Annotated in this window: 8 protein-coding genes and 1 tRNA gene; 5 read left to right on the top strand and 4 right to left on the bottom strand. The window is 47.9% G+C overall.

The window, feature by feature from the left end; all coding sequences use genetic code 11:
- The first annotated feature begins 13 nt into the window (after window positions 1–13).
- Window positions 14–3,223 (top strand): exodeoxyribonuclease V subunit gamma, encoded by a 3,210-nt coding sequence (gene recC, locus AB6805_RS08790; RefSeq protein ID WP_370909060.1) that lies wholly within the window; start codon window positions 14–16, stop codon window positions 3,221–3,223.
- Window positions 3,220–6,636, top strand: a complete 3,417-nt coding sequence (recB, locus tag AB6805_RS08785; RefSeq protein ID WP_370909059.1) for an exodeoxyribonuclease V subunit beta — start codon at window positions 3,220–3,222, stop codon at window positions 6,634–6,636. The genes recC and recB overlap by 4 nt, the downstream gene beginning before the upstream one ends.
- Before the next feature lie 35 nt (window positions 6,637–6,671).
- On the opposite strand, the gene AB6805_RS08780 is transcribed toward recB, so the two are convergent.
- The 4 genes from AB6805_RS08780 to AB6805_RS08765 form a co-directional block, all read right to left on the bottom strand.
- Window positions 6,672–7,385 (bottom strand): outer membrane lipoprotein carrier protein LolA, encoded by a 714-nt coding sequence (locus tag AB6805_RS08780; protein WP_370909058.1) that lies wholly within the window; start codon window positions 7,383–7,385, stop codon window positions 6,672–6,674.
- Between the two features lie 68 nt (window positions 7,386–7,453).
- On the bottom strand, window positions 7,454–8,623 hold the full coding sequence (locus AB6805_RS08775; protein ID WP_370909057.1) for a glycoside hydrolase family 76 protein: 1,170 nt from the start codon (window positions 8,621–8,623) through the stop codon (window positions 7,454–7,456).
- A gap of 231 nt (window positions 8,624–8,854) precedes the next feature.
- Complete coding sequence (gene tmk, locus AB6805_RS08770; protein ID WP_370909056.1) at window positions 8,855–9,553, bottom strand: dTMP kinase; 699 nt, start codon at window positions 9,551–9,553, stop codon at window positions 8,855–8,857.
- A 108-nt stretch (window positions 9,554–9,661) separates the two neighbouring features.
- Window positions 9,662–9,735: transfer RNA gene (locus AB6805_RS08765), tRNA-Asn, on the bottom strand.
- 289 nt (window positions 9,736–10,024) lie between these two features.
- On the opposite strand from AB6805_RS08765, the gene AB6805_RS08760 reads away from it, so the two are divergent.
- The 3 genes from AB6805_RS08760 to AB6805_RS08750 all read left to right on the top strand — a co-directional run bounded on the left by AB6805_RS08760 (window position 10,025) and on the right by AB6805_RS08750 (window position 15,459).
- Window positions 10,025–10,609, top strand: a complete 585-nt coding sequence (locus tag AB6805_RS08760; protein ID WP_370909055.1) for a sigma-70 family RNA polymerase sigma factor — start codon at window positions 10,025–10,027, stop codon at window positions 10,607–10,609.
- A 75-nt stretch (window positions 10,610–10,684) separates the two neighbouring features.
- The gene (locus AB6805_RS08755) at window positions 10,685–11,872 is read left to right on the top strand and encodes a FecR family protein (protein ID WP_370909054.1); all 1,188 of its coding nucleotides are present in this window, start codon (window positions 10,685–10,687) and stop codon (window positions 11,870–11,872) included.
- Window positions 11,873–11,919: 47 nt separating this feature from the next.
- On the top strand, window positions 11,920–15,459 hold the full coding sequence (locus AB6805_RS08750) for a SusC/RagA family TonB-linked outer membrane protein (protein WP_370909053.1): 3,540 nt from the start codon (window positions 11,920–11,922) through the stop codon (window positions 15,457–15,459).
- Window positions 15,460–15,461 lie beyond the last annotated feature (2 nt).

The raw sequence follows: 15,461 nt of genomic DNA, 5'->3' as shown, positions 1-15,461 counted from the left end.
AAAGGACTTATCAATGGCATTGTTTTTAAAAGTTTCGAACTCACTGAACAGTTTATCATCCGGGCTGGCGCAAAACCTCCGCGATGCAGGCAACAGTGTGTTCCAACCTCACTATATCATTACCCAAACGGAAGGGATGAACAACTGGCTGAAACTCCAGCTGGCCGATCACCTGGGCATTGCAGCCAACTGCCGCTTCATGAAGCCCAACGACCTGCTCTACCAACTGTACGTAGTGCTGGGAGGACCGCATTCAGAAGTGCTGTCGCCGCAAAACCTCAGCTGGCTGGTGTTTAAACTGCTCGGCCAGGAAGAGTTCATCGCCAAATACTCGAAAGTTGCCGCCTACTATACGGCCGATGAAACGGAAAGTGACCTGAAACGGATGGCCCTCGCGGAAAAAGTAGCCGATCTGTTTGACCAGTACCAGGTATACCGCCCGGAAATGATCCAGGCATGGACCTTTACCGATACCCCGGAACTGGCTACCGCCGGATGGCAACACTGGCTGTGGGTAAAAGTAAAACAACTCTCCGGCGGCTCGCTCCCGGATAAAACCATCGTAGGGAATTTTATCCTCGACGCCCTCCGCAGCAACAGCCCGAAAACAGGATTACTCACCCGCATGCCGGTGGTACACCTGTTTGGCTTATCCATCATCACCGCTTATCACGTAAAAATCCTGCATGAACTATCGTCTTTTATAGACGTGTATTTTCATATCATCAACCCTTCCCCGGTGGTGTTCTGGTTCGACGACCGCAACGAAAAACAACTGGCCCGCTGGCGGCAAAAAGGTCTCAAAGATATCCAGGACTCCAAAGCAGGCAACGCCCTCCTCACCGGCTGGGGACGGGTAATACAGGACAGCTTCGGCCTCTTCTTTGCCTACGATGCCTTCATCAACGCCTATGAAGAAATTGATACCGTGGAACCAGAACCGGATAGCCTCCTGCATAAAATACAATACGATATTTTCACCGCAGCAGCCACTACGGCCGACCGGCAGCTGATCACACCGCAGGATATCCGCGACGGCTCCATTACCATCAATGCCTGCTACACGGTAGCCCGCGAAGTAGAAGTGCTCTACAACTACCTGGTACACCTGGTAGCACAACGGAAAGAAGCATTATCGCCCCGCGACATCGTGGTAATGGTAAGCGATATAGATGCCTATGCGCCTTATATCAAAGCCGTTTTCAACAACGCGCCTTATACCTTCCGGTATACGATTGCGGATGAAAGTTACACCGACAACGACAATCTCTTTAACGCCCTGCACGCCGTCCTCACCATGAATGAGGAAAACTTCAAATCGGAAGCGGTGATGCAGCTGCTGGACTTCTCCTATATCCGCAAACGCTTTAACCTCCAGGACCCGGTGCTGATCCGCCGGATCATTGAGGCCGCCAATATCCGCTTTGGTATCAACGGCAGCAAAAAGGAAGAAACGCATTTCGTGAGCTGGCAATACGGTATCCAACGCATTATGTTTGGCATTTGTATGAGTGGGGAAGAAGAATACGGCCTCGGGGAAGACAGCTTCTTCCCGCTGGATATCACCGAAGGCAGCGACGCGCACGATGTGATCCGCTTCTGCCATTTTGCGGAAGTGCTGATGTCATCTATCCTCGACAGGCGGCGCCCACGCACTATTGTGGAGTGGGTAGCCTATACCGAAAGAGTATTGCATAATATCGTGTACGAACCGGTAGATGATATCGACGAAGATTATAACACCCTCATCAAACAACTCACCGCCTACAACGCGCTGAACGAATTTATGAGCGAAAAAGTAACCTTTGAAGTGTTTAGCCATAGCTTCCTGGATACCCTTACCGGCAGCACCCGCGCAGGATTGTTTGTAAACGGCGGCGTTACTTTCTGCTCCCTCATACCGATGCGCAGTATTCCCTTCAAAGTGGTGGCGCTGATGGGACTGAACTACAATAAGTTTCCACGTCGCGAGAATAAGTCGAGCTTTAACCTCATGGAAAAAGACCGGCAAAAAGGCGACCGTAATGTGAAGGAGAATGATAAACACCTGTTCCTCGAAACCCTGCTTTCAGCAAGGGAATACCTGTACATCAGTTATATCGGGAAAGATGCAAAGGATAATACCGATCTCCCGCCATCCGTGCTGGTAGATGAACTGGTAGACTATATAGAAGCCGGTACAGCCGCGCCGGAAGCCGTGCGCAGCGAACTGGTTACCTTGCAACCTTTACAAAGCTTCAGCAGGAAATATGCCGGTACAGATAGCCGTCTTTTTTCCTATCTGAGCAATAAGGATACCGGCAAAAAAACATATCTCAACGAAAATAAAATTACTACTCCCTTAACCTTCGAAGAAATTACCCTGGAAGAACTGATCAGCTTCTTTAAAAATCCTTTCCGGGCTTATTACAATAAAGTACTGGGCATCCGGTATAACGACAGCCAGCTGCTGCTCAGCGAAACAGAGATCTTTGGCCTCAACAGGCTGCAGCAATGGTCTGTTAAAAATGAACTGCTGCCGGCTGCCGGCGATAAAAAAAATACGCTGCAAACCACGCTGGTAAAGAAAGGTAAACTACCACTCCGCAATATGGCTACCGTTGCTATTCAAAAAATGGAAGAAATGGTAGTACCCGTGCGCAGCCTGTACGAAGCCGTTACCAAAGGCGCGGAAGAAAAGCGCATTACCGTTGAATTACCTGTGGATAACAGCATGCTGAAAGGAAACCTGCGGATCTTTGATCAAACCCTGGTGCAGGTGTCGTGGTCGAAGAAAGAGAGCAAATACCTGGTAGAAGCCTATCTCCGTTATCTCGCAGGAAAAGCAGCAGGCGTGGTAACAGACCTCTGCTATATTTCCGGCGCTAAAAAAGAAGATGCTTTCCAGGCGATCCCGTTAACATCTGAAGAGGCATTAAGGAGATTAACAGAAATTGTAAAAGTTTATAAGACCGGCTTCAGCAAAATAATATCCTTTTATCCTGACCTGGAAATCACGGAAAAAGATTGGCTTTCCATGGACCTTAAAAAGTTCAGGGATAAAATATCCGGGATGATCGACCGGCAGGAATCGCCCGATCCGTATCTCGTGCAGGTATATGAGCAGGGATTTTTTGAGAAAGAAGAAGCATTAACCGGCTACCTCGATATTTATGAGCTGCTGATATTGCCGTTAACAACCCTGCTGCCGGCTTATTTAGAAACACCCGATAAAGAGAAATGATCGATAGCGTTATATATAAACAGTTTGACGCAGGCACCGTTCCGCTGGAAGGCAGCAACCTCATTGAGGCCAGCGCCGGCACCGGTAAAACGTACTCCATCGCCATACTGGTTTTACGGTTGATATTGGAACAAAAGCTGTCTGTCAAAGAAATTCTGATGGTTACCTTTACCCGCGCCGCCGTAGCGGAGCTGGAAGAAAGGATCCGGCTGTTTATCCGGCAGGCGTACAAAGTAAGCCGTGGACAGGAAATCAGCGATCAGAAAATCATGGACCTGGTGTTCAGCGTAATCGACTTCGATGATCCGCGCCCTGTGCAACAATTGTTGCGCGACGCCATCCTGTTGCTCGATGAAACGGCGGTACTTACCATTCATGGCTTCTGCCAGCAAACACTGAATGAATTTGCGTTTGAAACCAACCAGCTGTTTGGCGCCACCATGGTACCCGATCTTACGCCGGTTATTGAAAACGAACTGAATAAATTCTGGCGCCGGAATGTAACCACGCTCAACGCTGCCCTGCTGGAACAGATCTGGGATGAGGATATGAAAACGGAGATGCTCAACGTGATCAAAGAACATCTCAGCGGAAAGAAATTCCTGGGCTACCGGGAAGATACCCCCGACGATATCAGCGAAACCCTGCAGGAACAGTGGATGCAGGAGCTGCAGCAGTTAATGGCAAAAGAACAGGCCGCCAACGAAGCGTTGTATGCATACATTACCGCCAACAGCGTGCATCTTACCGCAGCCTGCGCCGCCAATCATAATACCCGGAAAGAATGGCCTGAACTGATTTCCCAGCCGGAGCTGCTGGTAAAAAGGATCAGGAGTAAAAGAAGCAGCGCCAAATATATTGAGAAAGTTTTTGCAGACTTATTACCGGCCATTGACCAGGCAGATGAAATCAGCAAACAACTGCTGGAGCATCAACAATTGATCCGCCGGCAGGTGTACTACGCCGCCATCAAGGAAATCAGCGAACAGGTACGCGCCTTCAAAGAGCGCAGCAACATGATGGGCTATGATGACCTGATCAACAACCTGCATACCGCTTTAGTAAAGAATAACAACGAAGAACTGATTGCTTCCCTGCAAAATAAATACAAGGCCGTTTTTGTGGATGAGTTCCAGGACACCGATAAAGAACAGTTTGAAATATTCGATCGGGCCTTCGGCCAGAACACCATCCTGTTCTACATCGGCGATCCCAAGCAAAGTATTTATGCCTGGCGCAAAGCGGACATATTTACCTATTTCAATGCGCGCAACGGGGTACAACATGTTTACGACATGAACCAGAATTTCCGTTCGTCGGAAAATATGATCCGTGCTATGAACGTATTCTTTAAACCCACCCGGGACTTTCCAACATTTGATTTCGCGGAGGAGAGCGACAGCATTGACTATATAGAAGTACACAGTCCTGATAATAATAAGAAAGGCTACCTCTATAAAGGCAATACACCGGATACACCTATTGAAGTAATTGCCTGCGATAAAAAAGAAACCATCTGCAACAGCGTAGCCGCGCAAATTGCGCAGCTGCTGCTGAATAAGGACTACCGCATAGAAAATAAAGAGGGTTCCCGCTCCATCGTTCCGTCAGACATTGGTATCCTCGTGCGCACCGGGCAGGAGGGCAGGGACATTAAACATGCACTGGCGAAACTGGGCATCCCGGCCGTTACCATCGACGAAGCCAGGGTGCTGAGATCCGCGGAAGCGCAGCAATTACTGTACCTGCTGGAAGCGATGGAAACACCAGACCGCTCGTCTATTAACCGCGCATTACTTGGCTCATTTACCGGCTACAACAGTCAAACCATCCTGCAACTGGACGATGAAACTATGCTGGACCTGTTTGCCAAGTACCGCACCTTATGGCAGCGCGATGGCGCCTACACTGCGCTCATGGAGTTTATTGCAGACTTCAGCGTGCGCCAGGTATTGCTCGATGGCCACACCGAAAATGGCGAACGGATCATCACCAACCTGTACCAGCTATCAGAACTGGTACACCAGGTGCAAAGCCGAAAAAACCTTTCCATGCGCGATCTTATCTCCTGGCTCAAACGCGGCATCGACGGCATGACCACCGATGGAGATGAATATGCACAGCGCGTGGAAAGTGATGAAGACGCCGTGAACATAGTAACCATCCATAAAAGTAAAGGGCTGGAATACAAAATAGTGATGGCGCCTTTCCTGGATTTTGTAGAGAAGACCAAAATTGAATTCGTGAGCTTCCGTGATCCGGCAACCGGCGATTACCTGGGCACGCAGAAAGCGCTGCTCACTGAAGAGCAGTTAAAAGCCTACCAGCATCAGCAGGAACAGGAAAACCGCCGCCTGATATACGTAGCCATTACCCGCGCAGTATATAAATGTTATCTCTTTAAAAACTGTTATCATGCTTTTAAAGATTCGTCGCTGTCGGTTTTCCTGAAAGCACTGGCGGCCGAAGCACCGGATGCCTCCCTGATACAGCTGCAAGGTCCGGTACCCGAAGCGCCTGCAGAAAGCTATCGCCAGCAGCTCAACAAAGGCCAGCTGGCAGTAAGCCGGGCGCCGGTATCCTTTCAATTGAAGGAGCAAAACTGGCGGAAGATGAGCTATACCATGCTGGCGGCAAAGCCGGAACACCAGCCACGGGTGCGCTCCTTCCAGCAAGCCGACCCTTACGATAACTTTATATTTACCACCCTGCGCAGAGGCGCTAAAACCGGTAACCTATTGCACTTCATCTTTGAAAGCATCAACTTCTCCGATAGCAGTAAATGGGAACACTGGCTGGAAGAGGCCATCCGGAAATTTGTACCCGGCCAGCGGGAGGTATATCTCGAACGGCTGCACGAAATGCTGCAACATGTGATGTACTCTACAATACATATCGATGGCGTCAGCTTCCAGCTGGCATCGGTAGGGCGGCAGCAGCGACTGGCAGAATTTGAATTTGATTTCCCCGTGCCGGTGTTTAAGTCGAACCTGCTCAATAATCTTTCCGACGACCAGGTAAGCGTGAGTGTAAAACGGTTTTCAGAATACAGCAGCCAGGAGCTGGAAGGCATCATGAATGGGAAAATAGATCTGTTCTTTGAGCACCAGGGGAAGTATTATATCCTCGACTGGAAATCGAATTACCTGGGCAACAGTGTGGCCGACTATGATGCGGCAGGTTTAGCGGCAGCGATGAACGAAAACAATTATCATCTCCAGTATTTTATTTATACGGTAGCGGTAAAAAAATACCTGGAAAGCCGGATTCCTGGCTTTAATTATGAGAAGCAGTTTGGAGGCGTTATCTATTGCTTTGTACGCGGGGTCAGGAATGTGAGCGGGCAGGGAATATTTACTACGAAGCCGGATCTTAAAAAGATAAAGTTGCTGGAATCATTACTTACAAAATAAGAAAGGCTGGTCCGCAAAGACCAGCCTTTTACTTTTTATGGTTTCTTGAAGATGCTTTCATCCACTGGTACATTATTTTCCAGTTTGGTAATGTTGATCTTTATACCCACTGGTTCCTGTGAAATAGCGGTACCATAGTTATAGCCATCCGCTGTTTTCAGGAAATTGCTGATGTCTGTTACCAGGTCCATCTGTTGCCCCTGGATTTCCAGCGAATTGGATGTTCTCAGCACATTACCTGTTACAGGATCTATAAAGCAAGTAGTGGCGTTGCCGTTGGTGTAGGTAACTTTCACTTTGGCAAGTTTAGCGCCATTCACGGTGTCGGCGGGCAGCAGTTCCAGTTTGTTGCCTTTCTCATTATAGTGGTAAAAATCACCGGTCAGATCCAGTTGCTTGCCCAACGCCTTAATGGTGGCGGAGTCCATGTCTTCCGGATTGGTTTTACCCATTACCGGCATCTGCATCCAACCGCCGGCATCGGTTAATACCTGGATATTGGTGGTACCCATTGCTGTAAATTCCAGGCGCATGGCTTTGTCCTGCAACACCCACCTTTTGAAAGGAAAATTCATTCCCTGCATTTCCATGGTACCCTCTGCATACTGGGTTCTCAGTGTTTTTAACTTATCGGCGCCGCCGAGTGCCGCCACGTTTTTATTAACGATATCCTCCAGGGATTGCGCCTGTGTGATGATGCCTGAAAATATTACGAGCAGCAGCAGTGCGATTCTTTTTGTGTTCATCATAACCGTTAGATATAGGTTTATTTCACACAAATTAATTATCTCCCGGAATAAAAACAAAAGCGGGGGAATTAAAACAGCCAGACGCCATTCATCATAGCCACGCCGCAAGTGGTTTCAAACGAGTTCACGTAGTTATCCGGGGTTCTGTGCCACCACTGCCCCCACATAAGACCATTGGAGTTACGGTAGTTCCAGGCTTCCGCAGCGTTGTAGTTGAGCCAGGAGGCATAAGTACCCTGGTAGCTATGGTCCTTTACAAACCTGCAGGCCCAGCGGGCAAAGATGGCTTTGAAGCCCTGGCAGTCTTCGTTGTCATATTCATCCGGCAGCAGGCCCTGTGCGTTGCACATACTGATTTTCGTATAGTCCATGGCTTTAGCCCCCATTGCCTTGTAGTTGTTGGAGGGGTAGGAGCTGTGGAGCATACCACAGGCGCCGATAAAAGTGCCCTGGGTATAGGTACGGGCGCCTTCGGTGATCACGCCGGCAGCGTTCATGGCACCTTTCACCTCGCCTGTGCCGGGTACATACAGCTTAGTGACCATCCAGTCGACAATTTGTTTGGCTTTGGTTTTATAAGCCGCGTCGCCGGTAGCCTGGTAGAGATACATAGCGCAAATGGCGGCGGGCGCATTTACACAGGCATTCTTGGTATTGTTGGCGGTGGTCCACCACAGGCCGCCACCCAGGTTGGTATCCCATGCGCGGTTCCACACCATATCGAAATTGTTTTTGGCCATATCTTTCATGCCGCCGTCGTTGGTAATCTGGAAGGCGCGGATGCACATTAATGCGCCCCAGATCACGTCGTCATTGTAGATGTTGGAAGTCCAGAGCAGGCCATAGGCATCGCGCATACCGTTGTACAGGTACACCATTTTGTTTTTGAGGTCTGCATCGTTGTTGATATTGTAAGCATCAATCAGGGTTTCGATGGCCTCTGCCTGCCGCCAGAAATCCATCCGGCCAGTATGGTTTACATCTGAATAGTAATAGGCTTTAAACGACGAGCCATAGGTGCCGTACTGGTGATAAAATGCGTTGTTGTAGCACTGCATTGCCAGCAGCGCTTCGGATTTTACGGGTTGAACGGAGTTAATTGCCACCAGGCTGGAAGCAGTGCCTTCGGGGGTATTTTCGGAAGATTTGATCATTTCCGGTTTCTTACAGCCGGTAACCATAAATGCCAGGAGGAGCACTGCCATGCAGGTGCTGCGGAAAAGTGTTTGAGTTTTCATTTTTTTCAGTTTTGTGGAATAAAAAGATATCAGGTTTTCAATGTGCTCAGCCAGTCGTATATAAAGCCGTATAACGCAATAGGGGATGAGCCTGCGCGCTCATAACAGTGGAACCGGGTTTTGCGCAGGTGCTCACATACGAGGACAGGTATACAACCGGTAATTACTTACAACCGGTAAAAATATTTTTTGGGAGATGCTAGCGGGGATGGCTACACGAAATGAGGGATCTTATAACTGCACCTGACTGTTGACCAGCTGAATAATTTCTTCGTGAATTTCCCGTATCGGGCGCATTTGTGCCGCTTCATTATAGCAGGTGATCCTGTTAATGGTTTTATCGGCCACCAACAGCGCATCATATTCCTTTTTCACGGCCAGCTGCAGGGAGAAGTCCGCTTCGTGGATATCATCTTTGCCCTGGAGATATTCCCGGTCTTCGTTTGCCCGTCTTTTAGTCAGCGCCGACTCAGTGAATGAAAACGGTACATCGAGGTAAATGGAGAAATGGGGCTTGGGGATTTTATTATAGTTGTATTCAAACTCATTGATCCAGTTGCGCAGGTATTGTTTTTCTTCGTTGGTATGGAGTTTAGCGCACTGGAAAGCAATGTTTGACAGCACGTACCTGTCTACCAGTACAAAATAACCATCGTTCAGCCATTGATTGATGGTGTTGGCAAATTCTTTACGGTCTTCTGCAAACAACAGGGCTACCAGCTGTGGGTGCACGTTTTTCACGTCGCCAAATTCACCGCGCAGGAATTTAGCGATGAGCTCCCCAAATATACCCTGGTTGCTCCGCGGGAAATGTACAAACCTCGTCTTCTCATTTTTAGACTCGAGGTATTTCGTCAGCAGGTCTATCTGCGTTGACTTCCCTGCGCCATCTAAACCTTCTACCGCTATAAATTTGCTGCTTTTATCCATTATGGAACGATTGTTAATCCGGAAGTTAAAGAAAATCCTTCGTGAGTGGGTGTGCGATGGCACTGCTTCCAATAAAAAAAGCCTGGTAAAATTACCAGGCTTTTTTTGCTCCCCCTGCTGGACTTGAACCAGCGACCCTCTGATTAACAGTCAGATGCTCTAACCAACTGAGCTAAGGAGGAATATGACTATAAGCCCATTCAGATGAAGATGTCTTATAGATGTTCACCTTTTTGTGAACATCGGCGGCAAATCTAGTTAAATATTTGATTAAATGTGCAGGTTATATTGATTTTTATTGGGTGATGTATAAATTGCCCGCGGAGGAAGGCGGCTGCCCGGATAGCAGTTTCGGTCAACTTACCATCTTTCTTTGCTAAAATTGCATATGGAAATATTATATGAAATACTTAATATTGTCTTACTCCCTTTTTTGCCTGAAAAATATCAACCAATTCTGTAAATAAAATCATGGGGTTAAAAAGTATCGACAATGAAGAAGAAATACTGACGCAAATCGCCGGCGGCAGCCAGCAAGCATTTGCCAGGCTTTTTCACGGCTATGTAAATCAGGCCGGGCGTATTGTTTATACGATTGTTGGCTCCAGGGAACAAACAGAAGAAATTTTGCAGGACATCTTTGTAAAGCTGTGGAAAGACCGGGAAAAACTCACTTCGATAAAGCAGTTCAACGCTTACTTTTTTATTCTCCTTCGAAATCATACCCTTAATTACCTGACAAGCCTGGTGGCGGAAAGAAAGAAGCAGGAGCAGTATGCGCTCTTTGCCCAAAAGCAGGAAGATAAGGCGCCGGGATATCCTGATAACCGCCTCGATATGCTGGATAAGGCTATTGACGCGCTACCCATGCAGCAGAAAACAGTTTTCCTGTTGCGGGCGCAGGGGTACCGGAACCCTGAAATTGCCCACCGGATGAATTTGTCCACCGATTCTGTAAAGAAATATAACCAGCTTGCGATTAAATTTATTTACCGGTACATGAAAGTGAGGGAAACAATTTTCTTATCCCTGCTGGCTATCCGGCTGTTTAAATAAATTTTTCATCTTCGTATCTCCTTTTACCCCCCTTTTACTGTCTTATATATTGAGCACCTACTTTAAGCCGCCATTATGCAGGAAGACAGGTTAATATACTTATACCAAAAAGCCGTTAATAACAGCATTTCCGAAGAAGAACGGGAAGAGCTGCTTGTTTTACTGGCAGATCCTGAGGCAAAGGAGCTTTATCATCAACTGTTTGACTGGGGCACCAGGCAAACAACCCCGCAGGAGGATTTGTTTTCACCACAGCAGGCCGGCGCCTTACTGGATCGCATTAACAAGGTGAATGAGCCCGGTAACCGCAATAGTATATTTAAGTTGAGGCCAACCCTTACATGGACAGCCGCCGCGGCTGTAACGTTGTTATTAGGGCTGGCTTCCTACCATTTATTTTACAGGCCCGCGCCACCGGCAAAGGCCAACAGGGAAATGGCGCAAATAACACCGCAACCACCTGCGAAGGCACATGTAATGCTTACTTTGTCTGACGGCAGACAGGTAGCCCTCGACAGTGCCGCAACAGAGCAAATAATTGAGCAAAAGGGCATCCACGCAGTGAACAGTGGAAAAGGAGCGCTTACCTATGCCAGGCCAACAGAAAACGATGCAGCGCAGCCGGAGATTGTATTTAATACCCTTACCACGCCGCGGGGAAAGTACTATAAGATCATACTTCCGGACGGTACACAGGTTTCTTTAAATGCCGCTTCGTCCCTTCGCTATCCTACCATTTTCAGCGATGGCCAGCGAAAGGTGGAACTAACCGGTGAGGCATATTTTGATATCGCCAAAGATGCCGGCCAACCATTTGTAGTAGTAACGGGAAAGCAGGTTATTGCTGTACTGGGCACAGCTTTCAACGTGAAAGCATATGCCGATGAATCTTATATTAAAACTACCCTGGTAGAAGGCCGCATAAAGATTGATCCCAGGAATGGAACGGAAGCAAAGCTGCTTAATCCGGGAGAACAGGCCATACTGGAAAATAACCAGCTGCAAATCAGGAAAACAGATACCAGGGAAGATGTTTCCTGGATGTCCGACATGTTTTATTTTTCAGACACCGACCTTCACGCTGTTGCACACCAACTGCAGCGCTGGTATGATATTGAAGTGGATTATTCATCCCTTCCGAACGCAAAACTATATGGGCAGCTGCCCCGCAGTACACCGCTGTTGCAATTACTGAGAGCTATAGAGAAAACAAGTGACATAAAACTAAAAATGAGCAATAACAGGGTATTAACCGCGCATTAATACCGTTTTTTTTATCAACCAACAGTCAATCCTTTAAAATCACATTTATGGAAATTAAACGTGGCCACTTTGTGGGCCATTGGAAGCGTTATGCCTGCAGCCTAATGCTTGCGGCCTTCTATTCCCTGGCAACAGCCGCTGCTGTTTTCTCACAGCAGGTAAGCCTGCGGGTTACCGATGCCAGGCTTGAACAGGTGCTCGCTTCCATCAGGGCCCAAACGAATTATTCCTTTGTTTTCGATGCCCGGTTTAACCGCAATGCCCTACCGGTAACCGTTAATATTAAAGAAGCGCCGCTTCAGAAAGCACTGGAAGAAGTATTTAAAGACCAGCCGTTCACTTTTGAAATAACCGATAAAATTGTAACGGTACTCTCTTCCCGCCAGGGACAGGCCGCCGTTGTATCGTTGTCAGGAAAGATCCTGAGCCCCGACAACCAGCCTATCATTGGCGCCACCGTGATAGTACAGGGCTCCCGCCAAGGTGCTACCGCAGATGAAAATGGTAAGTTTACACTCAACGGTGTTCCTGAAGATGCCACCATCGTTATTTCATCAATTGGTTTCAACACCCTGTTGCTCCGTTTGAACGACGGCGTGCTCACCACTGCCGGTAAAGAGTTTAAAAGTCAGCTGGTGAGAAACACCCCGCAAAACCTGCTGATCACACTGCAGCCTTCTGCCTCCCAGCTCCAGGAAGTGAATGTAACCGTTGGATACGGAACGCAGAAAAGAAGGGAAACAACTTCCGCGATATCTACCATCAAAGGATCGCAGCTGCAAAATAAACCCTCCGGCTCCATAGAAGGACTGCTGCAGGGTTTGGCTCCCGGGCTGGTGGTGCAAAATAATTCCGGTATGCCCGGCGGCAGAAGTATGGTGCAGATCAGGGGACTTGCGTCATTTTCCAACTCCGCCAATTCCGGCGTAGTAAGTACACCGCTCTTTATTATTGACGGCGTGCCGCTTGAACAGGATGTTTTCAATCCTTCCGATCCGCGCCAGGCTATTACCAGCGTACTGGCTGGTTTCAGCCCCTTCGACCTCGAATCCGTGGATGTATTAAAAGATGCTTCTGCCACCGCTATCTATGGATCAAGAGGCGCCAACGGCGTTATCATCATCAATACCAAACGCGGAAAAATCGGTAAGCCTATTGTATCCTTAAATACACAATATGGCCTGAGCTATTATCCGTCCCTTCGTAAAACATTGGGTGGTAAAGCAGAACGCGATTTTAAGATTGCGCTGTACAATCAATACAAATCCTCTAAAGTAGGCGGCGGTTATACCGATCTGCCCATTGAATTATCAGATAGTCTGAACAGCTTTTATAACAACTCCACCGACTGGCAGAAGTTATATTTCCGGGATGCGGATCTGAAAAATATTAACCTCGGTATCAGCGGAGCCACGGAGAATGCCAGCTACCGCTTAGGTGTGGATTATTATAAAGAGAAAGGTATTGTTCTCGGTTCGGACTTCTCCCGTTTTTCACTGACGTACAACGGCATATTTAAGCCAACGTCCAAACTAACCGTAACCGGCCGGGCCAACCTGAGCCAAACAGATGCGAGCCAGAAAAGAGGTGATACCTATAATGCCGCCGTAGTAGGCAATAACTTTTCGTCGTCCTTTCGTCCGGGCCCCAGCAGCGGATTTTTTGATGCCTTCCTCGAATCCTACAACAAAGGAGTGAACATCGACCTCACCAGGAGAGCCCTGGCGCAACTGGAAGTGAGTTATGATGTTTTCAAATTCCTCAACATTACTTCCCGCGCATCCGGCAACTATGAATTTTACCGCACGCGGACATTTGAGCCTTCTGCCACCAGGAACGATCTGAAAGCAGCCGCCTCTTATTATTCACAGGAAAAAGTAAATCTGCTTAGCGAAACATTTCTCCGTTTATACCATACGTTTGAATCAAAACATTCCTTTGACCTTGTATTAGGTAACACCATTAACACCAGCGAAAACAATAACATTTACGGTGCTGCCACCGGCGGTCCCAGTGATGCGCAACAGGTGATACTCGGCTACCCGCAGGCAAATCTTAAACTCGAAACGCATAATCTTCAATACGGTTTGCTGTCGTATTACTCCAGGCTGTCTTATAACTACAACAGGAAATACCTGCTCCAGGCAGTGGTACGTGCCGATGGTTCTTCCAAGTTCGGCAAGGATAACCAATGGGGTTATTTCCCTTCTGCTTCGGCAGGATGGGTATTTACAGAAGAGAAATTTGTCCGCAATAATATCGGCCGCTGGTTAAATTTCGGAAAGATCCGTGCCAGCATGGGAAAATCCGGTACGCAGTATGAAGACAACTACCTCGCTGTAGGCGCTTATCTTACTAAAAGCGGCGACAATGCCACCTATAATGGCATTCCATTGCTGTCGCCCAACTATGGCGGCGGTAACGGTATTGCATTACCTAACCTCACCTGGCAAACTACAAAGGACCGTGGCATAGGGCTGGATCTTGAATTCCTGAATAGCCGCATCACCATGGTACTGGATTATTACGATAAAAAAACCGATGGTTTCCTGTTCCCCGATGCATTGAACGGCACCAGCGGATACGCATCACGGTATATCAATAGCGGCGCCGTACGTAACTATGGCTATGAAGCAGCTATCACCGGGTACATCACCAAACCCGGCAAAAACTTCCAGTATTCAGTAACCTTTATTGGCGCCATCAACAAAAATGAGCTGACCAAACTTCCTGATTTCGGCAGAAGCGTGTCCAGGAGCAATTATGCTGTTGGCCAGCCTTACCTGCAAATTGGTCGCCCCCTGAATGGCTTCTACCTGATGAAATACCTGGGCGTGTATCCCGATGATGCATCCGTTCCGGTTAATAAATATACCGGCAAAAAATTGTTCCCGAACGTTAGCGGTTTCTCCTCACAAGACCCTTACCACGCCGGCGACATCCGGATACTGGATGTAAACGGGGATGGCAGGATAGGCGTGCTGGATAACTCAGACAGGGTATACAGCGGCGATCCGAATCCTAAGTTTACCGGAAGTTTCTCCCATAGCTTCAGCTATAAATTTAAAAACAACTCCAACCTCCAGCTGGATGTATTTTTCAACTATTCTGTCGGCAACAAGGTATTCAATAAAGTTAAAGCCGACCGTATCCGCGGAGTAAGCTGGACCGCCAGTGAAAACGTAAACTATCCCGGCGGACAAAGAAACCTGCTGGATGTTTCCGACCTGGATTTCTGGACGCCGGAACACACCAATGCCAAATATCCAGTGCTAAATCCCTGGAGATATTATGGTACGTCGAGTTATGATTTTATAGGCAACTACGAAATCAATACCGACATGTTCCTGGAAGATGGAAGCTTTATCCGGTTGAATAATGTGAACCTCAGCTACGACTTCTCTACTGCACTGCTCAACCGGATAAACATCCGCCGGCTGCGCGTATACGGAGGCATGAGCAATGTGTTCATTCTTACAAAATATACCGGCGTGGATCCGGAAAACGTGGATCCATATGGATATGACCTGGGCAACGGTTATCCAATCCCCTACAAATTCAACTGCGGCTTAAACTTTGAATTCTAAGC

Source organism: Chitinophaga sp. RCC_12 (assembly GCF_041360695.1).
Lineage (GTDB): Bacteria > Bacteroidota > Bacteroidia > Chitinophagales > Chitinophagaceae > Chitinophaga.
The sequence above is the reverse complement of the archived record's forward strand: the minus strand, read 5'-3'. Positions and strand labels throughout refer to the sequence as shown.

What these genes read in the sequence shown, in the direction of transcription:
- AB6805_RS08760 (WP_370909055.1), top strand. Translation starts at nt 10,025, where the DNA reads ATGGGGTTAAAAAGTATCGACAATGAAGAAGAAATACTGACGCAAATC.
- AB6805_RS08775 (WP_370909057.1), bottom strand. Translation starts at nt 8,623, where the DNA reads ATGAAAACTCAAACACTTTTCCGCAGCACCTGCATGGCAGTGCTCCTC.
- tmk (WP_370909056.1), bottom strand. Translation starts at nt 9,553, where the DNA reads ATGGATAAAAGCAGCAAATTTATAGCGGTAGAAGGTTTAGATGGCGCA.
- AB6805_RS08750 (WP_370909053.1), top strand. Translation starts at nt 11,920, where the DNA reads ATGGAAATTAAACGTGGCCACTTTGTGGGCCATTGGAAGCGTTATGCC.
- AB6805_RS08755 (WP_370909054.1), top strand. Translation starts at nt 10,685, where the DNA reads ATGCAGGAAGACAGGTTAATATACTTATACCAAAAAGCCGTTAATAAC.
- recB (WP_370909059.1), top strand. Translation starts at nt 3,220, where the DNA reads ATGATCGATAGCGTTATATATAAACAGTTTGACGCAGGCACCGTTCCG.
- recC (WP_370909060.1), top strand. Translation starts at nt 14, where the DNA reads ATGGCATTGTTTTTAAAAGTTTCGAACTCACTGAACAGTTTATCATCC.
- AB6805_RS08780 (WP_370909058.1), bottom strand. Translation starts at nt 7,385, where the DNA reads ATGATGAACACAAAAAGAATCGCACTGCTGCTGCTCGTAATATTTTCA.